General features: G+C 44.1%; 22 protein-coding genes and 1 riboswitch. Of the genes, 16 read left to right on the forward strand and 6 right to left on the reverse strand.

The window, feature by feature from the left end; translation table 11 throughout:
• Positions 1 to 109: 109 nt before the first annotated feature.
• A complete protein-coding gene (locus L6I86_RS27060) occupies positions 110 to 940 on the forward strand; it encodes an AraC family transcriptional regulator (RefSeq protein ID WP_236291511.1) in 831 nt (276 codons plus the stop codon).
• A gap of 61 nt (positions 941 to 1001) precedes the next feature.
• Here the strand turns inward: L6I86_RS27060 and L6I86_RS27065 are convergent, their stop codons facing one another.
• A complete protein-coding gene (locus tag L6I86_RS27065; protein ID WP_236291512.1) occupies positions 1002 to 1331 on the reverse strand; it encodes an antibiotic biosynthesis monooxygenase family protein in 330 nt (109 codons plus the stop codon).
• A gap of 409 nt (positions 1332 to 1740) precedes the next feature.
• Positions 1741 to 1907, forward strand: a riboswitch (cyclic di-AMP (ydaO/yuaA leader).
• Between the two features lie 115 nt (positions 1908 to 2022).
• Here L6I86_RS27065 and L6I86_RS27070 point away from each other — a divergent pair.
• Genes L6I86_RS27070 through L6I86_RS27080 form a run of 3 tightly spaced genes read left to right on the forward strand, consistent with a single transcriptional unit; the run spans position 2023 to position 4532 of the window.
• Positions 2023 to 2907 (forward strand): ABC transporter ATP-binding protein, encoded by an 885-nt coding sequence (locus tag L6I86_RS27070; RefSeq protein ID WP_236291513.1) that lies wholly within the window; start codon positions 2023 to 2025, stop codon positions 2905 to 2907.
• Positions 2908 to 2913: 6 nt separating this feature from the next.
• Positions 2914 to 3711 (forward strand): ABC transporter permease subunit, encoded by a 798-nt coding sequence (locus tag L6I86_RS27075; RefSeq protein WP_236291514.1) that lies wholly within the window; start codon positions 2914 to 2916, stop codon positions 3709 to 3711.
• A gap of 26 nt (positions 3712 to 3737) precedes the next feature.
• Positions 3738 to 4532 (forward strand): ABC transporter permease subunit, encoded by a 795-nt coding sequence (locus L6I86_RS27080; protein WP_236291515.1) that lies wholly within the window; start codon positions 3738 to 3740, stop codon positions 4530 to 4532.
• Positions 4533 to 4619: 87 nt separating this feature from the next.
• On the opposite strand, the gene L6I86_RS27085 is transcribed toward L6I86_RS27080, so the two are convergent.
• Positions 4620 to 6770 carry a 5'-nucleotidase C-terminal domain-containing protein gene (locus L6I86_RS27085; protein ID WP_236291516.1) on the reverse strand — a complete coding sequence of 717 codons (2151 nt, stop codon included), beginning with the start codon at positions 6768 to 6770 and terminating at the stop codon, positions 4620 to 4622.
• Positions 6771 to 6953: 183 nt separating this feature from the next.
• Here L6I86_RS27085 and L6I86_RS27090 point away from each other — a divergent pair, with 183 nt between their 5' ends.
• On the forward strand, positions 6954 to 7457 hold the full coding sequence (locus L6I86_RS27090) for a DUF421 domain-containing protein (RefSeq protein ID WP_236291517.1): 504 nt from the start codon (positions 6954 to 6956) through the stop codon (positions 7455 to 7457).
• Positions 7458 to 7549: 92 nt separating this feature from the next.
• On the opposite strand, the gene L6I86_RS27095 is transcribed toward L6I86_RS27090, so the two are convergent.
• Positions 7550 to 8683 carry a glycoside hydrolase family 88/105 protein gene (locus L6I86_RS27095; RefSeq protein ID WP_236291518.1) on the reverse strand — a complete coding sequence of 378 codons (1134 nt, stop codon included), beginning with the start codon at positions 8681 to 8683 and terminating at the stop codon, positions 7550 to 7552.
• A gap of 151 nt (positions 8684 to 8834) precedes the next feature.
• Here L6I86_RS27095 and L6I86_RS27100 point away from each other — a divergent pair, with 151 nt between their 5' ends.
• Positions 8835 to 9671 carry an AraC family transcriptional regulator gene (locus L6I86_RS27100; protein WP_236291519.1) on the forward strand — a complete coding sequence of 279 codons (837 nt, stop codon included), beginning with the start codon at positions 8835 to 8837 and terminating at the stop codon, positions 9669 to 9671.
• An 83-nt stretch (positions 9672 to 9754) separates the two neighbouring features.
• On the opposite strand, the gene L6I86_RS27105 is transcribed toward L6I86_RS27100, so the two are convergent.
• On the reverse strand, positions 9755 to 11830 hold the full coding sequence (locus L6I86_RS27105; protein ID WP_236291520.1) for an acyltransferase family protein: 2076 nt from the start codon (positions 11828 to 11830) through the stop codon (positions 9755 to 9757).
• Positions 11831 to 12344: 514 nt separating this feature from the next.
• Between L6I86_RS27105 and L6I86_RS27110 the strand changes: the two genes are divergently transcribed.
• The 6 genes from L6I86_RS27110 to L6I86_RS27135 all read left to right on the forward strand — a co-directional run bounded on the left by L6I86_RS27110 (position 12345) and on the right by L6I86_RS27135 (position 18270).
• A complete protein-coding gene (locus L6I86_RS27110) occupies positions 12345 to 13715 on the forward strand; it encodes an ABC transporter substrate-binding protein (RefSeq protein ID WP_236291521.1) in 1371 nt (456 codons plus the stop codon).
• A gap of 77 nt (positions 13716 to 13792) precedes the next feature.
• Positions 13793 to 14671, forward strand: a complete 879-nt coding sequence (locus L6I86_RS27115; RefSeq protein ID WP_236291522.1) for a carbohydrate ABC transporter permease — start codon at positions 13793 to 13795, stop codon at positions 14669 to 14671.
• Positions 14668 to 15507 carry a carbohydrate ABC transporter permease gene (locus L6I86_RS27120; RefSeq protein WP_236291523.1) on the forward strand — a complete coding sequence of 280 codons (840 nt, stop codon included), beginning with the start codon at positions 14668 to 14670 and terminating at the stop codon, positions 15505 to 15507. Before L6I86_RS27115 ends, L6I86_RS27120 begins: the two co-directional genes overlap by 4 nt.
• A 44-nt stretch (positions 15508 to 15551) precedes the next feature.
• Positions 15552 to 16715 carry a glycosyltransferase WbsX family protein gene (locus tag L6I86_RS27125; RefSeq protein ID WP_236291524.1) on the forward strand — a complete coding sequence of 388 codons (1164 nt, stop codon included), beginning with the start codon at positions 15552 to 15554 and terminating at the stop codon, positions 16713 to 16715.
• Between the two features lie 33 nt (positions 16716 to 16748).
• A complete protein-coding gene (locus tag L6I86_RS27130; RefSeq protein WP_236291525.1) occupies positions 16749 to 17711 on the forward strand; it encodes an AraC family transcriptional regulator in 963 nt (320 codons plus the stop codon).
• 379 nt (positions 17712 to 18090) lie between these two features.
• A complete protein-coding gene (locus L6I86_RS27135) occupies positions 18091 to 18270 on the forward strand; it encodes an aspartyl-phosphate phosphatase Spo0E family protein (RefSeq protein WP_056622930.1) in 180 nt (59 codons plus the stop codon).
• Positions 18271 to 18292: 22 nt separating this feature from the next.
• Here the strand turns inward: L6I86_RS27135 and L6I86_RS27140 are convergent, their stop codons facing one another.
• Positions 18293 to 18583, reverse strand: coding sequence for a hypothetical protein (locus L6I86_RS27140; protein WP_236291526.1), 291 nt, complete (start codon positions 18581 to 18583; stop codon positions 18293 to 18295).
• A gap of 201 nt (positions 18584 to 18784) precedes the next feature.
• Here L6I86_RS27140 and L6I86_RS27145 point away from each other — a divergent pair, with 201 nt between their 5' ends.
• The 3 genes from L6I86_RS27145 to L6I86_RS27155 all read left to right on the forward strand — a co-directional run bounded on the left by L6I86_RS27145 (position 18785) and on the right by L6I86_RS27155 (position 21460).
• Positions 18785 to 19627 carry an RMD1 family protein gene (locus tag L6I86_RS27145; RefSeq protein ID WP_236291527.1) on the forward strand — a complete coding sequence of 281 codons (843 nt, stop codon included), beginning with the start codon at positions 18785 to 18787 and terminating at the stop codon, positions 19625 to 19627.
• Between the two features lie 188 nt (positions 19628 to 19815).
• Entirely contained in the window at positions 19816 to 20430 is a 615-nt protein-coding gene (locus tag L6I86_RS27150) for a DUF2306 domain-containing protein (RefSeq protein WP_236291528.1), read from the forward strand.
• A gap of 10 nt (positions 20431 to 20440) precedes the next feature.
• Positions 20441 to 21460: a DJ-1/PfpI family protein gene (locus L6I86_RS27155; RefSeq protein ID WP_236291671.1), complete on the forward strand. Its 1020-nt coding sequence runs from the start codon at positions 20441 to 20443 to the stop codon at positions 21458 to 21460.
• A gap of 22 nt (positions 21461 to 21482) precedes the next feature.
• Here L6I86_RS27155 and L6I86_RS27160 read toward each other — a convergent pair whose 3' ends face one another.
• Positions 21483 to 22076: a TetR/AcrR family transcriptional regulator gene (locus L6I86_RS27160; RefSeq protein ID WP_236291529.1), complete on the reverse strand. Its 594-nt coding sequence runs from the start codon at positions 22074 to 22076 to the stop codon at positions 21483 to 21485.
• A gap of 425 nt (positions 22077 to 22501) precedes the next feature.
• Between L6I86_RS27160 and L6I86_RS27165 the strand changes: the two genes are divergently transcribed.
• Entirely contained in the window at positions 22502 to 24463 is a 1962-nt protein-coding gene (locus L6I86_RS27165) for an ABC transporter substrate-binding protein (protein WP_236291530.1), read from the forward strand.
• Positions 24464 to 24505: the final 42 nt, after the last annotated feature.

Genomic DNA, 24505 nt, shown 5'->3' on the forward strand with positions numbered 1-24505 from the left:
TAATTTTTTGTTATTCAAAATCCTTATGTACTTATTATATTTCTTTATATTATTATGTATATAACATCATTTTGCTGCATGTATTAGATTTTTGCGCTTTGGAGGGTATATGAGAATTCACTATGTATTACCGGAGCCCATGTACAAACACTACACGGTTTATCCGGATATGATTGGTCAATATGCGGATTTCCCCGAGCATCAGGAATGGCGGTTTAAGGGGCAGTTGCAACAAGCCAATTTGCATATTGTATTAAGTGGTAAAGGCTATGTCAAAGCGAATGGGAAGGAGTATTCCCTGGAAGCAGGGCAAGGGTTCTATTACGGGGCGGGCCTTGAGCAGGAGTATCGAACGGATCCGAATGATCCGTGGCAAGTATTCTGGGTACACCTTGCAGGAGAGGGACTCGACAGGCTGTTGAATGATCAAGGCACTTCAGCTGTGTGGCTGTTTACGTACAGGGATGTACCTAAGCTCAAACAATTGACCGGGGACTTACTGGCGCTGGCATCTCCGTATGATCGGAACGAGGTACAATTGGCTGTAAAACTCTATGAACTGCTGGCTGAGCTTGCCTTACGTGCGGAGACGCACGGAACAGTAACGATACTGGATAAGCGCGCACGGATGAGAGAGGTTGCGGAATATATTCGTACGCACTGCACGAAACCGCTAACTCTCCTGCAGATGGCTGAGCAGGCAGGTTTCAGTACCTTTTATTTTAGTCGAATGTTTCACGAAGTAATGGGGCGGACTCCGGTCGTGTGGCTGTTCGAATGTCGTCTTGTTGTAGCTAAACAACTGCTCATGTCTACCGAATGGACGATTAAGCAAGTGGCAGAGCATGTCGGATTTTCCCAGAGCAGCTATTTTATTGCGCGCTTCCGAGAGCATATCGGAATGACGCCACAGGAGTATCGGCGGCTGTACAGCAACTAAAAACGCGTAAAAAACCTTCAAGTAATTGAAGGTTTTTACATGTTATTGCGAGCCATTGCCTCTACAGCGTGACTCTTTTGAAATTCGGAAAAGGCTTCTCAGCCTCAGGAAGTGACGAGAGGCTTACCATTTCGGCAACTTTCATCATGTTCTCCCAAAGCGGCCATACTTTCGGGGAGCTATGCGCTTTGTGCATAGATTCCTCTGATAACCACTCAAATATTTCAATTAGCGTTCCATCTACAGATTGAAGTGTCACTGGCGGGAATTCGGTGATAAGCCCTTCTTCGCGAAGCATAGGGATGTGCCCTTTAACAATCTCGGCTAGTTCAGCTTCTTTCCCAGGATGGGGGCGATACATCGCCATAGTAATCATGCTTGAAGTGGACATTTGATTCCTCCATTTTAAAGTCATAGGTTCCATTTATTGGAGTTAGTATATCAGATTGATTTCATCGTTTCCAATGGTGTTCGAATTGACGTGATCGTCTTAGCAGCCGACGCCACAGAGCTTTATCTCCTAAAGAGCACTAATAAGTAGCAAAGTATGGGATAATCAACGTCACTCCTATATGTATGCGCTTTCATCAACTACCAAAGTCAAATAAGCAAAAATAAAAGGCGAATCTACGTTTTACATTCGATAAAGAACGGCGTAAGATTCATTACGACAAGTTGATTTTTGTGAGAAAACCTCTATCGAAGCCACTCGAAGATGAGCGACCGCGTATAGAGGTAGGTTTTATCGCCAATAAGAAAGCTATTTTCGGGAACCGAAAACTTATACTTTCTTATGTGGTAATAAGAAACCACTTAATTCCCAGTAGGGGAAACGGGGGAACCAATCGAAGCCGTTTAAGCAATACTTGGCTTCATGGGGTGAATCCTAATGCTCGCAAGCATTAGGTAGGACGCTCTCAAGTCCGAATCCGACAGCTAACCTCGTAGGTGCATTGAGAGAGAACCGTACACTCGCCTTCTTATGTAAAGAAGTCCGAGAGTAGAGATTCTCTACTCTTAGGGCTTCTTTTTGCATGCCGTCAACCCAAAATGTTACATAATTGTTATAAGGAGGCAATACCATGCATGCTATTGAAATCAACAATCTGACCAAAACCTATGGGAACGCAAGAGGGATTACCGATGTTAGTTTTTCAATCGAAGAAGGGGAGATCTTTGGGTTTATTGGGCCGAATGGAGCAGGGAAATCAACGACGATTCGAACGCTGCTGTCACTGATTTTTCCAACTAGCGGCAGTGCCAAAATTTTCGGGAAAGACTGCATCCAGTTTGCGCCAGAAATTAAGAAAGAGATCGGGTATTTACCGTCCGAGGTGTTCTATTATGACAACATGAAGGTGATCGACCTACTCAAGTATTCGGCCAGCTTTTACAAGAAGGATTGCACCAAGAGAATCAAAGAACTTGCTGAAATCATGGATCTAGACGTTACGAAGAAAATTGATGATCTATCTCTGGGGAACAAAAAGAAGGTGGGCATCGTTCAAGGGTTGCTGCATGATCCTAAGCTCATTATTCTGGATGAACCTACAAGTGGACTGGACCCGCTCATGCAGCAGAGGTTTTTCGAATTGCTCGAACAACAGAATCAAAGAGGAGCTACGATTCTTTTTTCCTCTCATATATTGAGTGAAGTTCAAAGATTATGTGATCGAGTCGCTATTATTAAGGAAGGCAGGATTGTAACGGTTGAGAAAATCAGCACGTTAAAAGAAAACAACTTCAAGCGATTTAAAGTGGATACGGCACAAGCGCTTGATCCTAACTTTTTCAAAATGACCGGGGTCAATAACATTGATGTCCATGGCCAGACGACGAGCTTCTTATTTAAAGGCAACATTAATCAAGTCATGCGAAAGATTGCTGAAATCGAAATTGATAATCTGTGGATCGAAGAGCCTGATTTAGAGGAGATCTTTATGCACTACTATGAGAAGGAGGCTTAGAGGGGGATGAATATATACCTTCATGAATTGAGAGCTTATCGGAAATCCACGATGACGTGGACGTGCTCCTTAATTGCGGTCATCGTTTTATTCCTATCCCTTTTTCCTTCGGTTTCTAAGGATTTTGCTGAGTTTTCTTCCATATTAGAAGGGTATCCAGAAGGGGTCAGGAAAGCGCTTGGTATTCAAATCGAAACGTTTGGTACCCTACTCGGGTTCTATATGTACATCTTTATGTACATTACGCTTTGCGGAGCCATTCAAGCTATGGTTCTGGGAACGTCCATACTCTCGAAAGAAATGCGTGAGAAAACAGCAGACTTTCTACTTACAAAGCCCGTAACACGTACGAAAATAGTAACTTCCAAGCTATTAGCGGCTGTTACTTCCTTAGTTATTACCTGCGTAATCTATATCGCTGCAGCTTATCTAATGGCGCTTCAAGTAAAAACGGTCGATTTTGATGTGAGCACATTTCTATTAATTTCCTTCACTTTGCTGTTTATCCAGCTGATGTTTCTTGCTATCGGATTCATCATTTCGGTCGTATTTTCTAAAATCAAAGCAGTTTTATCCGTTAGTCTGGGTACGGTGTTTGCCTTTTTCGTTATCGGAATGATCGTTGCCGTAGATGGGGAGGGGGTCAAACGCTATTTCTCACCATTTAAATACTTTAGTGGAAAATACATGCTTGAACATGCCAGCTATGAAGCCTCTTATGTCAATGCAGCCCTCGCAATTATCGTTGTTTCGATTGCGGCCAGCTACATTATTTACACGAAAAAGGATGTTCATGCCGTATAAAAGCGGGTGAGAGGAGGGAATAGCACGTGAATATTTTTTGGCGTGAACTGAAAACGTATCGGAAATCGATGATTTTTTGGAGTCTAGGACTCATTTTTCTAATCGCAAGCGGCATGAACAAGTATCAAGCAACAGCAGCGAACGGACAGATGAATGATCTTATGGCGGAAATGCCAAAGTCACTCCAAGTGATTATGGGTGGCGGCGCGTTAGATTTATCGAAGGCTAGCGGTTATTTTGGCATCTTGGTCCTATATTTCTTGTTAATGGCAACGATCCATGCGGCCATGCTGGGCGCCAATATCATCGCGAAGGAAGAGCGGGATAAGACGGCAGAGTTTTTATTCGTAAAGCCTTTATCCAGGCATCAAATCATCACGTGGAAGCTACTAAGCGCTTTAGTTAACATTGTTATTTTTAACCTCGTGTCATGGATTTCGAGCATGTTGGTTGTTGGGGCATATAGCAAAGGCGAGGCGGTCAACGGTGATATCTCCATCGTCATGCTGGGTATGTTTATTTTGCAGCTGCTCTTTCTAGTCATCGGAACATCCATTGCAGCCGTTTATCGAAATTCCAAAAAAGCAGCCTCGCTGTCTACGGGCATCATGCTCATTACGTTTATCTTATCCATTGCCATTGATTTTAACGATAAACTGGCATTCTTGAAATATGTAACCCCGTTTAAATTTTATGAGGCGAAGAATTTGATGTATGGCGGTGGATTCGATGCCGTGTTTGTCATCATTTCGGTAGTTATCATTGCCTTACTGACGGTTGTTACGTATGTTTCCTTTCAAAAACGAGATTTGCACGTCTAAAGACTAGAAAGACCTTTCACCCTATCCATAGCTGGATGCGGGCAAAAGGTCTTTCTCATTTAATGGGATTAATAATAAAATAATAGCTTATTTCTTCAAATCCAAACGCACATCGCGACCATCGTCTTGTACGGATAACTCTTTACCAGCAGCCTTCAGGGAATTGACGTGATTGACCCAAGCGTCTAGCATGATGGCGCCATCTTTCCAATCCTTCACTTCGCCGAATACCGTAAAGCCATCGCCACTGCCTGTAGCCATGAAATCATTGGTTGTCACTTTGAACGTACGTTCTGTATTAAACTTGCCATCCACGTAGATCGGAGTGCCATCTACTAAAGTAATTTTGGAATATTTCTCACCAAGTGGCTTTGTGTTATCCCATTCTACCTTCAAACCTGAGAATTGAATGGCAGGAAGACTTGTATACTTGTCTGTAACTTCGAGCGCTTTTTTAATTTGTGCAGCAGTCATCGTACCCGTTACATTGTAATTGCCAAAAGGGAGTACTTCAAACATTTCGCTATAGGTTAGCTCACCTTTGTCAATATCCGTGCGAATACCGCCAATATTCGTGAAAGCAATATCGGATTTCTCAGAAGCGCGCATCGCATCTGTAATGCTGTTGCCTAACTGTGTTGCACCGTCGCGGTCAGCCCCGCCATTAGCAGCAAAACGGAAAGATTTACGATTAAGCTGCTCTGCAACTACGACTTCTACTTCGCCGGATTTGCCTGAGATTTTGGCTTTATAGTCTTCAACCGTTTGGTGAATTTTCGGGTCAGCCGTCGTTAAGTTCGTATAGGTCTCGAGCAAGCTTGCATTGGAGGAAACGACTTGCTTTGTAGTTTTGTTTACGAACAGTTGAATGTGTCCAACTGCATATAGCCAACTTTGAGCTTCAACGACAGGAATGCCATTCACAATACCGGCAACGCGCATGTGGGAGTGACCACCAACAATCGCATCCAAGGTGCCATTCCCAGTACCTTTTGCAAGATCAGCAAGCTCACTAATAATTTCAGCGGATTTTTGATTTTGCTCACCTGGCAGGTGGGAGGTAACCATGATGATATCGACGCCTTTCGCGCGAAGCTCATCTGACAATTCTTTCGCCAAAGGAACTGGATTTACAAAGGAAAGGCCTTCGATGTTCGTTGATTTCGTTGTTGTTTTCGTTTGAGGCGTTGCGAACCCGATGATTCCGATTTTCAGGCCATCTTTTTCAATAATGACATAAGGCTGTGTCCAGTCGACTCGTTTGCCGGTTTGATCATCAATAATATTAGCCCCGAGAATAGGGAATTTAGCCTTCTTAATATTGTCGATCAGAACGTCACGGCCGAAGTCGAACTCATGATTTCCGATTGCCGCAGCATCATATTGCACTTGCGCCATTGTATCCATCACGGATTGACCATTCGTAGTATTGGAAATTAGTGTACCTTGCCAAGCGTCGCCGCCGTCAACAACGACTGTTCCTTTGGGATTGACAGCACGGAAATCGGACACGATCCCGCCGAATGTTTCGATCCCGCCTTGACCTTGATTACGCTTTTTATCGAAGCCGACTTCGATTTTACCGTGAATATCGTTCGTTGTTAAAATATCAACCACTTTAAATAGAATAGGCTTAAGCGCCTTAGCTACTTCATCACGCGTTACTTCAGCAGTAGGGTTGAAGTTACCATCGAGAGTAGGAGTGAAAATTCCGCTAATGACGGCATAAGCGACATAAGGGCGGGAATCTTTGGCGATAGAAGTGGAGTCTTTGAAGTAATTCAACACATTCTCGTTTACTTGTGGCAGTTGGCCGCCAGTAACGACTTTCACGATTAACTCGGCAAGCTCTTGACGCGTCACGGCAGCATTCGGATGAAACGTACCATCAGCGAAACCGCTAATTAGCTTAGCTGCAACGGCATTCGCAACCGCTTGTTTTTGCCAAGTCGCAAGGTCCGTGAACGTAACCGTACTAGGATCAGCACTTTGCAGCTTGGCTGCACGGTTAATCATTGTTACCACTTCAGCGCGAGTAGCGGTATTGGCACCACGATAGTCTGTATCTCCGTAGCCCTCTACAATGCCATTATCAATGGCAAGACGCATATCTGTTTTCATTGAAACAGGTGAAGTCGGTGTGGTTGTTTCGGCAAATGCTAGGTTGCTAGCGAAAGAACCAGTGAGAACGGTTACAAGCGCAAGCGCAGTAAGGCGAGTAGTGAATGTTTTTTTCATGTGTTAAAAATTCCTCCTACTAATTAATAGAACATTGGTTAATAAACCCGTCTTTTAGTATAAAGGAAATGCTAGATTTTGAGAAGTAAAGAAATTATTAACTATTTAGTCTCTGAATTCCTTCGGTATAAGCGATGCTGAAATCGTGGAATACTGATTCTTAAAGGGGAGGATTTTATGCATGTGGACTGGATTTGGAAAGCGATCGTCATTATCACTGTTGGTTCATTGCTCCTCCGACTTACCGGTCGTACATCAATTGGCAAATTAACAATGCTTGACGTGCTGTTAATGCTGATTCTGGGTCCGTTATTCATTCGACCTGTTGAGGATGCAAACATGTGGAAGACCTTCGGCACTGCCATCGTTCTTATATTGACCGTATGGTTGATTAGAACTTTGCTGGTACGTTATGCGTCTCTTCGTGCTTTATGGATCGGCAAACCAATACCGATTATTGTGAACGGAAAAGTGGAGCTTAGTGCAATGAAATCGCTGAATCTTACCGATGAAGGGCTTAATGCGCAGCTGCGCACCGCCGGGATCAACGATCGCGATGATGTGGAATGCGCAACGATTGAGTCCAGCGGTCAGCTGACGATTCGGTTAAAACCACATAAAGTTCCTGCGACGAAGCAGGATATTGAACAGCTGAAACAGCTCATCGAGTCTCGGTTACCCAAATAGATGCACATGAACTGCCGCACAGAATTATCAACCCATAAGACCAAGAGCAAAGGAGCTAAGCGCAAACACGCATTAGCTCCTTTGCGATGCCGTTAAACTTCCTGCGCCGCTAAGCTCATTTCCACGCACATAAGGATAAATGCGCCAGCGCCGTGCAAATCGTTCTCGCTTGTAGGACGCGCGATGTAGTGGGCGTAGTCACCGATTCCTGTACCGATACAGATCTGGCCAATGACTACATGACCGTTCTCATCAAACTTTAGCGTATCAATAACCCCTTGATAGCCCTTCCACGCATAGGTCAAATATTTAGGATCCAAATAACCGAATCGCACGGCTTTGGCAATAGCATGCACATACAAAGCGGTGCAGGAGTTTTCCAGCCAATTATCCGCCATGTCACCCTTATCCACAACTTGATACCATAAACCTGTGGCAGCATCTTGATAGGGGATCAAAGCGATGAGCAGGTCTTGAAGGATTCCCGTTAACTCAGCTTTATCTTTGTGGTCCGCAGGAAGGTATTCGAACATTTCCAGTAACGCAACGGGATACCAGCCGATCGCCCGTCCCCAGAATTCCGGAGCCAAGCCTGTTACAGGATCAGCCCAAGCAGCAGCTTTAGTTTCATCCCACCCGTGGTACAGCAGGCCGGTGTCAGGGTCCTTGGTATGCTTTTCCATGAGAATAGCTTGATAGGTCATCATGTCAAAATACTCGGCTTCATCGAAGGTTTTACCGAACTGCGTAGCAATGGGCCCCGCCATATATAAGCCGTCTAGCCACATTTGATTCGGATAACGCTCCTTATGCCAGAATCCGCCGGATGGATTGGTTTTCCATGCTTTTAATAGGGGAACCAATGTGTGTAAGGCTTTCTTATACCGTTCATCGCCAGTTTTCTCATATAGATTAAAGAGCAACACGCCAGGCTGGATATCATCCAGCTCTTCTGGATTGTACTTCTTGATGCTGCCATCAGGGAGAATCTGGCTGTCCACCCATCGTTTGATATACGTGTAGTATTTATCGTCGTTAGTTTCCCGCCTGCACTTCTCCATACCGGAAAGAAAGACGCCTTGATGATAGTGGAAACGGTCCGGGGGAAGCTGTTCGGGTTCAAATTTGGCCATTAACGCTTCGCACGCTTTTTCCGCCCATTGGATGGGAGTCAGTGCTTCTTGTGTGGTGTTAGTGATTTGGATGTTGTTTTCGGAAGTTTGCATCTTCGTTTATTCCTCCTTCAATCTACTAAGCTTATCTTAGCAGAGGAAAATGTACATTTTTTGCGGAAATACGTAATTTCTTCTTATATCTTGCAGGATATGAGGAGAGGCGTATAATAAATGGTTAAACGGAGTGAAAGGTGAGTAGAACATGGAAGATTTTCAATTCGATAACGGAAAAGGTTCCTTCTCCGTATCTTATCGTAAAGCATTAAGTCACAATATGCCGGTTAACCATTTTCACAGTACCTACGAAATCTTCTATTTGATGTCCGGCAAACGGACGTTTTTTATAAAGGACAGGACGATGATTATCGAAGAAGGGGATGTCGTCATCATCTCCCCGAATATCCTTCATCGGACCACCAATACGGAAATGCCGAAGCATGAGCGGCTCATTGTGAATATTCATGAGAGCCAGATGGCCTCTGTGAATGATGCCTACCGGGACATCTTCCAGCCCCTTTTTGAGCATGCCTACTTAATCATAAAATGTCCGCTGCAAGACAAGCTTGCTATCGAGTCGGTTGCTCAAAGCATCATGCAGGAGATGCAGGAAAAGAAACCTGGCTTCGAGATGTTTGCGCAGACGTTGGTGTTGCAGCTGCTCATTATTTGCTGTCGTCATGTTAAGCAGAACGCGATAGAGCCATTGGATACACCAAGCCCTATGTATGAAAGAATCTTAGAGGTTGTTCGTTATATGAACACCCATTACATGCAGGATCTGCCGCTGCATCTGTTGGCGGAGAAATTTTATGTAAGTCCCTATTATCTAAGCCGATTTTTCAAAGAAGCGACGGGGTTTACATTCGTGGAATATTTGAATAGTGTCAGGATTAAGGAAGCGAAAAAGCTCTTGGAGCAAACTTCGCTGAAAGTAAGTCTGATTGCCAGAAAGGTTGGCTTCGGCAGTGTAACGCATTTTGGCAGAGTGTTCAAATTGGTGACAGGACATGCCCCGTTGTATTATAGGAAGGACAAATAGGAGATGATCTGTGATAAGAGGTAGGGCTAAGCCTGCCTCTTATTTTCTTGTTTGGTTACTGCCATCGCAGGTTTCCCGGCTACTTACTTATGATCTAAATTTTTCATAGATGAAATAGCATTAAGAATAAGCTTGGCGTAAGCTTCAGCTCCCTTAGTTGTTAAGTGGACACCATCACTGACAAACCAATCCAGCTTATTTTCACTATATGAATACCAGTCGACGAGTTTAACATTCGCATGCCCTCTACTTACACTTGCCAAAGTACCATTTACTACATACTCCCATTTTTTGGGTACACGTGTATTAATGAGAATAATCTTGCGGTAATCTCCAATCGTTTCGAGCAGAATATCAAGCTGTTCCGAGGTAAAAGGTCCATTCGTACCGAGGTGAATGACGACAATTGGACCTAATGTGTTATCGGCTTTGAATTGCTTGATCATGTCAGGAGCTTGCGACAGTTGCCGACTGACTTTCCCGTCTACAGTAATCCCTGGAATCATTTTCTCTAAAACCGGAGCAGCGCCCAGCATGACGGAATCCCCGATAGCTGTAACGCTTTGGGTTAACAGAACAGGGTTATTTGCGCCAGAGGCGTTAACTGGGGCAGGGCTTGTCGATGCATTTGAATTCTCAGCTTTAGGCGATACCGTTGGGGCAGGGCTGGTTAGTATAGCTGGATTCTCAGTTTTAGGTACCGTCGGGACGGGGCTTGTCCGTGCAGGTGCATTTTCAGCTGTAGGTGATGCTGTCGGTGTAGGACTTGTTGTAGCAAGCGAATTTTTACCTATAGGTGTAGATGTCGTGACAGGGCTTGTCAAACCTGGCAATTGATTAACGTCAGGAGATGTAGTCAGGACATCGCTCGTTAATTCGCGTGATTGACTCGCAGGCGAGGCAGTCCCAGCTAATCTCGTCAAACTTTGTGAAGAGAATATGCTCAAATTCATAATGTTGGAAACGCAGATCAGCATAAGTATGACAAGCGGTACGGTTCTAACTAAAAACTTAAATGGAGTTTGCGTTGTCATCCCATTCAACCGAAGTTTGACGATTTTGGACCAAATGCTCCAATCACCAGTTCGAAAAGGGGTTTCAATAAAGGAGTAGGACCAAGCAGCTAATCCGATACTGAGCGCGAGCTGAATCATTAGGAGAAAGTAGCTGGTATCCGTAATAGGGCTAGTCGGATTCGTTATGACGATCACAGGATAATGCCAAAGGTAAATGGAGTAAGACCGTTTACCGATCCAACGTAGAGCCTTCCAACCGAGAATTTTGCTAACCAAGCTAGTTGGACTTGCTGCCGCTGCAATAACGAAAGATGATACGAAGGAAAGGAGGAGCATACCACCTGTGTACAGCGATGGATCGTATTCTCCGGTTCGAATAAACATGTAGATGACAACCAATAGTCCAATTACACCCGTCATATCTATCCACAAACGATGTTTGCGTAAATTAGGGTCAATAAGTTTACTACTTGGCCATATAAAAGCAAGGGATGCACCGATCAAGAGTCCGAACGCCCTTGTGTCCGTTCCGTAATATACCCGGCTGGGGTCCGTGCCAGGATCATATAAAAGCATCATCGCGATGAAAGAAAGGATGGCTCCAGCGAGTGTAAGTAAAACAAACTTACCGCGTGTTGGGCTAAAGAAACGACTCAAGCCAATGACAAGCAGCGGCCATATCAAATAAAATTGCTCTTCAATGGCAAGCGACCACAGATGCCCTAGAGGCGAAGGAGGTCCGAAGCTCTCGAAGTAAGAGATGTGGTGAAAAATGTTGTACCAGTTGCTTGTATATGTTAAAGCCGACCAAATATCCCCCTGTATGGAAAATAACCTCGGGATATTCGTAACTGCTAGATAGACGGCAACAGCAATTATCATGGCCACCATTGCAGGAAGTAATCTGCGGATGCGACGAATCCAAAACCTTTTTAGATCTATACGTTGTTTATTCTTGCGCTCTTCAATCAGCATATCCGTAATCAGGTAACCGGAGAGTACAAAAAATACACTTACTCCTAAGAATCCCCCTGAGGCAAATCCCCAGTTGAGATGATAGCTAATTACAGCAAGAACCGCGAGCGCCCTGATCCCATCCAATCCAGGCATATAAAGCCGATGATTTTGTGTGATTTCCTTCATGTTGATAAATCCCCCAATGTGTCAATTCCTGAAAACAATACTTCTTAGACTGTGTTCTACTTCTAGCAGTTCAAAAAGAAACAAAGTTTTTTTCTTTTAGTTGGAGTCGGATGATCTAAACATGAAATTGAAGATATACGATAGCTGCATATCGTCGTTATCATGATCAGAGAAGATCCATCCGGAGGATTCCTTCATTAGGAAGTTAGGAGTGTGTAAGATAAGACGGCTTTCCATTTTCGGATGTAAGGAGCCATCTTTTTTTGTGTATATACGTTGAGACATTACCGCTAGTTATTACGTTCCTTTTCTTGCAGAAGCATTTTATTAAAGGGATTGCGGAAGGAGCTGTTAAGGGGTAGAGCTATTTTTCAAAATCTATCGTGAAGGGAGTGAATGGCTGAAATAGATCTGAAAAAAGAACAAAAACTGAAGTGAATCGAGCAAAGACAATACGGCAAGAAACCGTTTACAATAAGCTTGTAAAACAAATTTATGAGCGGGGGTATTAGAAATGAAAAAGAATTTCGTCGTTAGTATATCGGCATTAATGGCCATGTCCTTGACGTTAGCGGCTTGCGGAAACAGTACAGCCAGTCCATCGCCGAGCATAGCTTCCACGGGCGAGAAGCAATCCGCAGCTCCAACGACTGCGAGTAGTGAAGCTCCAAAGAATGCGAATAACGATTCTTACACGTTGCGGGTATCCAGCTGGTTCTTGGATGACACGACGCAATCAACGAATTTCAAACAAGCAGCAGAAAAGAAGTTTCGTGAAAAATACCCGAATGTGAAGGTGCAATGGGATACGTTAATTGGGGAGAAATATATGGACAAATTGAAGGCGGATCTTACCGCAGGCAGTGCGGCGGATGTCATCTTCAGTCAGAACGTCGCGCAATTCGGAAAAGCCGGATATTTGGCTGATTTGTCTAACGAACCATGGGCGGCGAATGTCCTGGATGCTACTAAGCCGTTGGAGTCCTTCGATGGCAAGCTGTACGGCGCAGCAGCAACGGTTTCGGTGAACGGTGTATTTTATAACAAGAAGATATTTAGCGATGCCAGCTTGCAGCCACCCAAAACGTGGGATGATTTCATCGCTATTAACGAAAAGCTGAAAGCCAAAAAAGTGACACCAATTATTGCCGGATTCAAAGACGCGTGGACGATTGGATTGACACTTGGCGTGATCGCCGATTCCATGATCGAAGTGGCTAACCCGAACTATTTATTCGATATTTATAATGGCAAGGCTAAGCTTACTGGCCCAGAAATGATAGCTACGACAGATGCGTTCCTGCAATTGGCTAAGGGCGGTTACTTCAATAAGGACGCCCTATCCTTGGATTGGCCGGGCAGCTTGGCTGCTTTTGAGCAAGGGAAAGCGGCCATGATTATTCAAGGCAACTGGGTACCGGGGATGATGGACGGTGACGTGAAGGACAAAGGTATGCCGAAGCAAGAAGTTGGTTTCTTCGCAATGCCGAATAAAGAGGGGAAATCAGCGCTTTCAGCGGGACCTGACCACAGCATTTCGGTCAATGCCAAAACGCAGCATATGCAAGCGGCGAAAGATTTTGTTGCCATGGTTTTAAGCCAGGACGTTCTATCCGTGCACATCAAAGACGTTGCTTTCCCTGGCATTAAAAATATTAAAGGGGATTTCGCCAATCCAGCCATGACGGACGTGATGAATGCAATGAACACCAGCGCTTCCGTAATCGGCGTGAACAGCAGCAATTTCCTAGCTAGCTCAGCTTGGACAGGGATTCAAAACGGGGTGCTGAAAGTCATCGGCGGTGGGGATATCGGTGATACACTCGCAGTTGCTCAACAGAACTATGATAAAGATAAAGGAACAATCGTTATTCCTAAGCAATAAGAACGCTAAGTAAAAACTCTAAGGATAGCCAGTTGTGGCCTCAGCTGAAGCTGGCTGTCTAATCAGGGGAGAATCGTATGAACAATGAACGCAAGCTGTTTCGCTTTGGGCTGTTGTTAACGTTGCCAGCGACCTTCATATTTTTACTTTTTAATTATTATCCGTTTGTTAGCTCTCTGTACTATTCCTTTACGCAATGGGACGGGATTAACAAACCTATTTTCATCGGTCTGAAAAATTATACCGACTTATTTCACGATCAGGCGATGCTCCATGGTGGGCTTCATACGCTGTACATCGTGATCTTCGGGATTATCATCTCTAATCCGCTTTCCTTGCTTCTGGCTTTGCTTTTAGACAAACCGTTTCGGACAAAATCGATCCTGCGAACCGCCTTTTATTTGCCCGTTATTATTAGCTTGGTCGTCGTGTCGATCGTGTGGAACTTCTTATTGAAATACGACGGTGTCATGAATGCAGTACAAACTGGGCTGGGATTGGGTGCGTACACGCAAGATTGGCTGGGGAGTATTCATTATGCGCTTGGGATGATCATTATGATTTCCGTATGGCAGGGTACCGGTTTTGGAGCTATTATTTACTTGGCAGGGCTGCAGTCCATTCCCAAGGAAATCTTGGAGGCCTCGCAGATAGATGGTGCCAGCGGCTGGCGTAAGGTCATTTATATCATTATCCCGCTGATCATGCCGGTGGTGACGATTTGTACGTTTTTCGGTCTTGTTGGCTCTTTAAAAATGTTCGATTTACCGTTTGTACTCACAAACGGGGGGCCAGGGGATGCGACGCTGACGATCGCACAAGCAATTTATAATTTTGCTTTCGTCAATCAAACGTATGGCTATTCAACGGCAGCAGGTATTGTCTTCATGATCATTTGCCTGATCGTGACAACGCTACAATTGCGAATTACCCGGAAAATGGAGGTGGAACTATGACACAATCCTCCCTTACAGCAAGGCGCAAGCCTGTTTTTTTTGTGCTAGAAGTAATTCTGCTAGTCATGGCTCTGCTCTATCTTTTTCCGGTTATCTACTTATTCGCAGCGAGTATGAAGAAGAGTGCGGAGTTCTACGAACCGCTTAAACTCCCACATTGGTATTTCGGCAATTACGCCAAAGTATTCGAGCAGACCCATCTGTTTCAGGCTCTGGGCAACACCCTCTATATTTGTTTGGTGACGCTCGCTATCAATATTCTCGTCTCGTCGATGGCGGGTTATATTATTGGAAGAAACCAACATCGTTATTTTCAATTGTTATTCTATGTGTTCCTATCCGGCATGATTATTCCGATTCAGACGAGCATGGTTCCTTTATTCAAATTACAGCAAATTCTTCATATGCAAAGCTCGCTCACGTACTTGTGCCTGCTGTATGTCGCGGGCGGAATCCCTTATGGGACGATGGTTTATACCGGATTTATCAAATCGGTTCCGAGGGAACTGGAAGAGTCGGCTTCGATCGACGGGGCAGGACGATTCCGAACCTTTTGGTTGATTATTTTTCCACTGTTGTTGCCGGCTACGGGCACGATACTCGTAACGACCGTATTTTGGTATTGGAATGATTTCATTAGTCCATTGTTATACTTGGATATTAACCATACACCAACTTTGATTACGCTGATCTTTAAATTTAAAGTCGACCGTGGTGTGGATTGGGGACCGATTTTCTCCATTTGCGTATTGGCGACTTTACCCTTAATCGTATTGTTCTTGTTTACGCAGAAATATCTCATTAAAGGCTTTGTTGCAGGTGCCGTGAAAGGGTAAACTGACGAAGCCTCCTACATTCATATCGGAGAAGGAGAATTTTTATGAAACAAACCGAGGTAGCTGTTTACTATTTTCCCAATTATCACCCCGATCCACTAAGCGAGCAATGGCATGGTCAAGGTTGGACGGAGTGGGAATTGGTTAAAGCGGCAAGACCACGATTCCAAGGGCACGATCAACCCAAAATTCCAATGTGGGGTTATGAGGATGAATCAGATCCAGCGATTATGGCCAAAAAAATTCAAGCGGCTGCCGATCATGGCATCTCTTCGTTTATATTCGACTGGTACTGGTATGAGAATGGTCCCTTCCTACACGGTGCGTTGGAGCGCGGGTTCCTAAATGCAGTGAATAGCCAGGAATTGAAATTTTCGCTGATGTGGGCAAACCATGATTGGTATGATATTCAGCCTGCACCGCGCAACTTCCGCAATAATTTGGCGGCAAGCGGGAAAGTGACGGAGGAGCAGTTCATCGCGGCAACCGATTACATGATTACGCATTATTTTCATCAACCGAATTATTGGCGGGTGGATGGCGGGTTGTATTTTTCCATCTATGAGTTAATGAACCTAATTGAAGGATTGGGCGGAAGTTACGAGGAGACGAAGCGTGTTTTAGTGGATTTCCGTACTCGTGTACGTAATGCTGGGCTTGGTGAACTGCATCTGAATGCGATCGTCTGGGGGGTGCAGAACCTGCCTGGCGAGAAAGCCATTGAAGATGTGAACAAAGTGCTGGAGGATCTTGGTTTTGACAGCATCACCTCGTATGTCTGGATTCATCACAACGCTATTCCACACTTTCCGATGTCGGACTATTCCTTGTATCGCGAATTATCGATGAAAGATTTTGAACGGTTTACGAATGAATACGAGCTTCCGTACTTTCCAAACGTTTCGATGGGGTGGGATTCCAGCCCGCGTACGGTTCAGACAGATGTGTACGATTGTGTTGGTTATCCTTACACACCTATCTTGGTGGGCAATACACCGCAGCAGTTCGAGAAGGCACTTTGGGAAGCGAAAACCTTCCTGGATAAAGGTGTTACCAGGCCTAGTATTTTAACGATTAATTCATGGAATGAATGGACAGAGGGAAGCTATCTGGAACCAGACACCCGTTATGGGATGAAATACTTGGAAGCGATTCGCGATGTATTTGGTGTTAAACGCATGGAAGGATCTCAAACTGAGGTTGGATAATATTATCCTATTCCTCGCTAGGAGGGAGAACCTATGAGTAACATAAGGCAAGTCGATTTTCTAAATTTGGCCCCCTATGTCAGGTATGTGCATGAGTTTGAGCATAAGGAGCTTTATGCTGCCAAGGTGCCTCCACGCATTATTTATGATTACGAAATGATTTTCATGATTGGAGGCTCAGGGAACTACCGAATTAACGATCGTTCCTTTGTGCTGAATGCGGGGGATCTGTGCATCATCCCCCCTTTCGTGCAAAATTCCTTCTTTGTATCGCAAGGACAATACTGCAATTACATCGCTGTGCACTTTGATCTCGTCTACATGGGGCACAATTATGATTTTTCACCTGAGGATGTTTATGTGAATCTAGATTATCAGAATATGGATAGCATTCCTTGGGAAGAAGAGTTAACCCACCGGCCTCATGTTGTGCTCAATGAAATTTCATTCCCTGATCATATGCAGCCAAGCGATCCTATTTTCATAGCCAATACATTAAAAGATCTGCATGCCGCCTTCGTATCGAAGCAGTATGGCTATCACTTAAGGCTGCGGATTCTGCTTCTGCAATTGTTGGAGGCCGTAGTGAAGGATATTGCGACGAACGACGGGGTCGGCAAACGGCATAAGTATCGCGAGACGATCGCAGGGGCCATTCAGATTATGAAAAATCAATACAAGGATCCGCCGGATTATCGGCAGATGGCCAGTGATTTCGGTTTATCGCTGAATTATTTCCGTACGCTTTTCAAGGAGGCGACGGGTAAAGCTCCGCTAGAATATTTGATTCAAATCCGCATGGATAAAGCGAAGGAACTGCTAACGACCACCAACTATTCAGTTGGAGAAATCAGTGTCATGGTGGGGTATGACAACATTCATCATTTTAGCAAATTATTTAAAAAGATCGAGGGCATTTCACCAAAGCATTACTTGGAGTCCTTGACGGGACGCAAAGGAGTGTCAACTACGCGGAATTCAACGAATTCGACGTAGAGGTAATGGACATCTGCTGAAGATGTTTCTAATACGCCCTCGCAAGTCGAAAAAATCGACTTACGCGCCGCCAGCGGGGATCTGCCTTGTACAGGTGTTACCTTATTCGCTTGTCCCCATAAAAGTCCTACAAACTAAAGTTTCGTTCGCTGTATAAGCGAACGTAAGAGTCGTAATTGCAAGAGAAGAGACCAACCTCAAGTAGTGACAAACTACTTAAGGTTGGCCTCTTCTTTTTGAACCAGAAGGAGTGCTGGTAGTTAACGTAATAAACTAACACTCTCACAAACAATTTCTAATAGTAATCTAATAGTCTTCATTTACTATACAGATATAGGCAAAGTAACTCATCCTTATAACTAGAACGGAGATGGATACGATGGAATCCAAACTTCAGCAGAAAATTGACAGCTTGCGATTCGAAATGATCAATCAAGCTGCGATCAATGGTAGCCTAACACATGAGAAAGTCGTATCCGTTAGTCAGTTGTTAGATAGATACATTGTGCTATACCAGAAGCTTATCCTCAAAAAAGCAAAATTAAAATTAATTAGTTAACTATGGCATTCATAACGATGAGCTACTCATTTTGTGGATCTGGAGCGGGTTGTTCTTCGGCTACAGCGACTTCATCATTCGCTTCTTCATTCACTTCTTCATTCACTTCATTCGTCTCTTCACTTACTTCTACCTCAGAGCTGCCGCTTTCTGTCTCGCTAGGAGCTTCATGCTCACCCGCAAGTTGTTGAAGCGCTTCTAATCTGCTGCTCAAGCTCTTAATTCTTTCATCAGCTTGGTTGCTAGCGCCAGATAGTTGCTGTGCATGGCGGAGCAAAGATTGTACTCTTTTAATTTCGGCTGTATGTGCCATCGTTATGTTGCCTCCCCATAGTCTCGTTCATTTTATCAAACACCAAGGAAAACTATCATCCAAAGAAAAGTGTATACTTTTCTATCTTGTACTACAAGAGAAATTAGCATGGCTACCCATGGTATCAACGAGCGAGGATTGAAGAACACTTTTTCTGTCCAAAATAGGAGTAAAACTGTTTCAGACAGATGAGTGGTGACGATGAAGGATATAACCTTTAAAGCTTTGGCCATAACGAATGAAATCGATTTGAACAAAATTGCCGCCTATTGCGGGATACCCAAAAAATTCACATGGGAACAGCCTTTAAGTTTAAGAGGTGACATTCTCTCTAAGATTCTCCATAAGGATATAGCTGGCTTACAACAAGTGTTTGTGTTTTCTTTCGGAAGCGTTGTCTTTGTTAATCACGTAGACAAGGGAGAAATAGCTAGCTTCTTGAAGTTTATTCAGACATTTGAACCAGATATCGATCTTCAACATGCAGAGAAATACACCGAAAATTACAGTCTGCACACCGAGCAAATCGATAAGATGGAATTGACTGACAAGTATGTCGTTGTCACTGAATTTGAGCCCTATTACCCGGAGTTAATCTCGACAGTCCTTGCAAAATCAGTTGCACTTGAAAAGATTGAGGAACAGCTTGGGAAAATTCATGATAGTCTCGAAATAATGATCGATAGACTTGAAAAAGGGAAGCTTCGTGTAGGCAACAAAGAATTGGCAAGAACGACAGCTCAAATTGTTCGTCATGAATATAACACCCTTGCGTATATCATGATATTGGATAAACCTGATTTGACTTGGTCAAACAGCTCTGCGGGCCATTTTTACGATGAGATGATCGAATTTTTTGAGTTGAGCGATCGGTTCACCATTCTTAAAAGCAAAACGGACATTTTGTATCACATTTTGGAAGGTTTTTCAAACATTAGTCACTCCATCCGAGGCCTGTTCGTTGAATGGATTGTTGTGATTCTTATTGTTATTGAAGTGGTATTAACGATCTTGCAAATCTTAGGTTGGATTCCCTCACATTAACCAAAAAGCGGCCCCTTCTAGGAGGAGGTCGCTTTTTTGCTTTTTCCTATTTTTGTAACAATTCAATAGGAAAAAGGATAGGCTTTGATATATAATAAAAAAAGACCGTACGGTTCGGTTTTTTTAATTAAAAGCTCCTCTTTTGAAAGGATGAAGGTATGTCCACTAGTAAAAAAGCTTACTTATTCATGTTATTAATTACTTTTCTATTTATCGTGTATGTCTTGTACGCCAACTTTGTTCATGATCCGCAAGCAACCGCATTTCTGGGCCATAAAGAAGCGCTTAAACGAGCTTTACATACGGAAGTTTGGCTGAAAGTGATGAATGTACACGTCATTTTCGCATGTATGGCTATGCTATCGGGGGCTGCTAATTTCTCTACAGTTATCCTAAAAAAGTATCGTAAATTCCACCGTATGAACGGGTATTTCTACTTGATCTCCGTGGTCATCGTTGACGTCACTTCCGGATATATGGCGCCATATGCGACAGGTGGGAAAGCCAGCAGCATGGGGTTTAACTTGATGAATATTGTGTGGCTGGTTATGACCATCGTCGCAATCGTAAAGATCAAGAAAAAACAGGTCAATCCACATCGCAAGTGGATGACGAGGAGTTATGCTTTCGTGTTTACGAATCTCACGATTCATACCATAACTGCGCTGCTCCACGATGGGATTGGTCTTGCATATATAACCAGCTACACCATAGCCGTGTACGGATCGATTATCTGTCTCATGCTGGCTGCTGAGATCGTTATTCGAACTGTTTTTAGAAAACCTAGCACGACAATAATCTGAAGGAGGGACTATTATGCACGTTCAAGTCGTATTATTTGATGGATACGATCTCATGGACGCGTTAGCTCCATACGAAGTTTTCGCTGCAGCGGCGATGTATGCGGGTGGAGCCATGACGGTGGAACTAGTGTCAGCTGAAGGGAAACGCTCAGTACCGAGCGGCATGAAAGGACCTGCGATCGAAGCACAAGCCGCATTAGATCCGAGCCGCTCAGGTATTATTCTTGTTCCGGGAGGTTCAGGCAAGCCAGAGGGAGATTCCGAAGATGCTGTTCCTAGCATTCTGAGGTTGGCCATGGAGTCTGATTTAACATCGTTGATGAAACGAGCTTTGGAGAATGAGCATATCACGGTTGCGACGGTGTGCGGAGGTTCATTGGTGCTTGCCATGGGGGACTTGTTGGAGGGGCGTTATGCGGTCACGAATCATTTGGGGATGTCTGCCTTAGGAGCCACAGGTGCAATTCCGATTGAAGCCAGAGTCGTTGAGGATGGACATCGGTTGGTAAGCGGGGGAGGTGTGACATCAGGACTTGATGTAGCCCTGTACTTGGTGGAGCGTGAAGTAGGGCCCCAAATCGCATCTGCTGTAGAGAAATTATTTGAGTATGAACGGCGGGGGACGGTGTGGCGTGCACAAGGCATGGTGCCGATTAACTTCGCAGCGAGTTCAGATGCATCCAGCGAAGATCTGCTAATCCCTTTCGTTGCTGAGACTACCAATGGAGATTCGACGATAGAAGGCACGTGGCAAACGACGATCGCAACGCCTATTGGTAAAATGTCCGTCATGCTGCATATTTCCATGAAGGACGGATCCATTCGGGGGACAGCAACACAAGGTGATGAGGTTGATGAACTCCTTAATCCTACCTGGGATGGTCGTCAAATGACATGGATGCAGAAGGTGAAGAAGCCGATGAGACTGAATTTGAAGTTCGAGGTAACGGTGCAAGGTGACGTTATGAGTGGAACTGCCAAAGCAGGGATGCTGCCATCATCGAAGGTTACGGGCAGACGAGTGCACTGAACAAGCGCAGAGAAAACGGCTGCTAATGAGCCTTGTAGGTCATGAGCAGCCGTTCAATATGTTGCATAGCATAAGCGACATGACGGTTGTCACGCGTTAGCCTGCTGGCCATGATGGCACCTTCAATGCTTGAAAAAATAAAAGAAGCCACAGATTCTAACTCGATCTCCGGTTGAAATTCTCCGGTACTCACCCCTTGAGCCAGTAAGGATTGAATGAATCCCAACATTTGCGTGTAAGCCCCTACAGCATGATCTCGAAGAACAGGAAATGAGTGGTCGCTTTCGACCGCTGTATTTAAGAAGGGGCATCCACCTTGAATCGGAGGGTTATGGACGGTATCCCGGTACACATCGCACATGGCTATAATTTTACCGATCGCCGTGTCCTGAAGTTCGATGGCAGCGGAGAAATGCTGCCATAAGACTTGTCCAGCGTATTGGAAAGCTTCAATCGCAATGTCGTCTTTGCTGGTGAAAGTGCGATAGATCGCTCCTTTAGTTAAGCCAGTCGCGTCCATAATATCTTGCATCGTCGTGCCTGTGTACCCTTTATCATTAAATAGAACAGCCGATTTCTCAATGATGCGGAGTTTCGTTTGTTCACCTTTGCGCATGGGGATAATTCCTCTCTAACCAATCTGACCATTTTAGCTCAATTATAACACATCGCAACGCACCTGATTACCCTTTCGCCGTTCCCACAGTGACACCCCACATTCTTCCAAAAAAACGGTTGCAAACGATCCAAATCCGATGTAAGATACAAATAAGCAAAAAGCAAACGCTTACAATCAATTGTATTAAACCGGTTTAACAAAGCGGAATAGGAAAGTTAACATCTTAGGAAGAGTACCCGCATAGCTTGTATAAAGCGCTTACATTTCATTAAAACGGTTTAACTACATACAGGTCAAAAAAATTTATAATCTTATTAAACCGGTTTAAGGATATTCTGCCTTGGAGGTGAAAGGTACCGATTTCCAATTTAAGCGATAAGGCCATAAGGATGAACAAGTTTAACATTATGGAGGGGATTGGCTTGAAAAGAAGTGGTTTGTTTATTGGGATGATGTTGGTATTTGCAGTTGTTTTTGCGGCATGTGAGAGTGAGAGTGAACCAAAAGCAAGCTCGGCAGTGAAAGAAACAACAGGTCCAGTTGCATCAGCGGCTACAAAGATAAGCGGATTCAAGGAAGCCCCGATGTTAGCTAAGCTTGTTACTGCAGGATCGCTTAAGCCAGTCACAGATCGGTTGCCTGTTAAGGAAGATATTATGGTCGAAAAGGTAACGGATGAGATCGGTAAGTACGGCGGAGACTGGAAAATGCCTTGGGCAGGACCCAATGATCGCTGGACGGTTGGTGCACCAACCGAGGAGTCGCTCTTCCGTTTTAATAAGGATGGAAGTACAGTTGAGCCTAACGTTGCCAAAAGCTTTGAAGTGAATAAAGACTCAACGGAATTCACGATCCATTTGAGAAAAGGAATGAAATGGTCAGATGGTATGCCTTTTACTGCAGATGATGTCCTGTTCTATTGGGAACATATGCTAACGAAAGAAACATTCGGTAAAAAGATTTATGATGCTTACTACTCCATCGATCCTGTATCCGGAGAAAAGGCATTGGCAACAGTGACGAAAGTGGATGATTATACGTTTAAAATTACTCATAAATATCCTAGCGTGCTATTTCTAGAGCGTGTTGCCATTGATAACAAATGGTTCTTTGCACCGGCACATTTCCAAAAAACGATCTTACCTGAGTTTGTAGGTGATGCGAAGGCGCTTGAAATTGCGAAGCAATGGGGTTTTGCCGATGTGAAATCTTTCTTGGTAGCAACAGGCTATTACGATTGGATTAATCCTCAGATCCCAAACTTAAGACCTTGGGTAGCTAAAAACGATCCGAATAGTGATCAATTTATTATGGAGCGTAATCCTTACTATTGGAAAGTGGATAGCGAAGGCAATCAACTGCCTTATATGGACCGTCTCGTAGCAACCAAAGTGCAGGATCCAGCACAAAGAGTTCTTGGCGCATTAGCTGGCGATTATAATCTGCTTGATTTTGATTTTAAAGATTTTACTGTATTGAAAGAAAATGAGAAGAAAGCAGCGTTCACTGTCACGCCTTGGACGCAAGCAGCATGGTCGAGTGCGGGTCTTCAATTCAATCAGACTATAGGTGATCCTAATCTGCGTAAGCTTTTCCAAGACATTAAATTTAGAGAAGCTGTTTCTGTTGCGGTCGACCGCAAAGAAATTTCAGAAATTGTAACTAACGGCTTAGGAGCTCCTCAACAAGCTTCCGTTCCGGAAGGCTTGGTTGGCTATCAAAAGGGCTGGGCCGATCAATGGAGTAAATTTGATCCGGCACGAGCGAATCAACTTCTGGATGAAATCGGTTTGACGAAACGTGATAAAAACAATTTCCGTTTGAACGCTGACGGATCTGATCTAACGATTACGGTTATTGAGAACACAACGAATACAGCAACTTTCTTGGAATTAGTCAAAAAATATTATGAAAAAGTGGGTATCAAGGTAGATATCAAGGTTGTAGATGCCGGTACGCATAATGATCTCAAATACGCGAATAAGATCCCAGCAACGACAGAAAATATTTCGCTCGTCAATGTAGCGTTTAGACCGGATACACTTGTACCGCTGCGCGTATTGACACCATGGCTTGGAAATTATGGCTTGTACACTTCATCCAATGGGAAAGACGGCGTTAAGCCGGAAGGCGACATTGCGTTGATTTTGGATTACTGGAATAAAGTTAAATCCTCGACAACGAAGGAAGATATTACGAAGTGGAGCAATGAAATCATTAAACTCAATCAAAAGAATCAATGGCTGATTGGTTATGCAGGTCCAACACCTAAGCTGATTGTTGCATCTAACAAGATCGGTAACGTGCCTAAGAATTTAATTTATGCGGATGAATTCCGCAGTTTAGGCCATGGACATCCGTCTCAATTCTTTATTAAACAATAGATCATTGTTAACGAGATACTGGGGAAAGTTAATTTCCCCAGT

Origin of the sequence: Paenibacillus allorhizoplanae, from assembly GCF_927798215.1 — a bacterium.
Classification (GTDB): Bacteria; Bacillota; Bacilli; order Paenibacillales; family NBRC-103111; genus Paenibacillus_E; species Paenibacillus_E allorhizoplanae.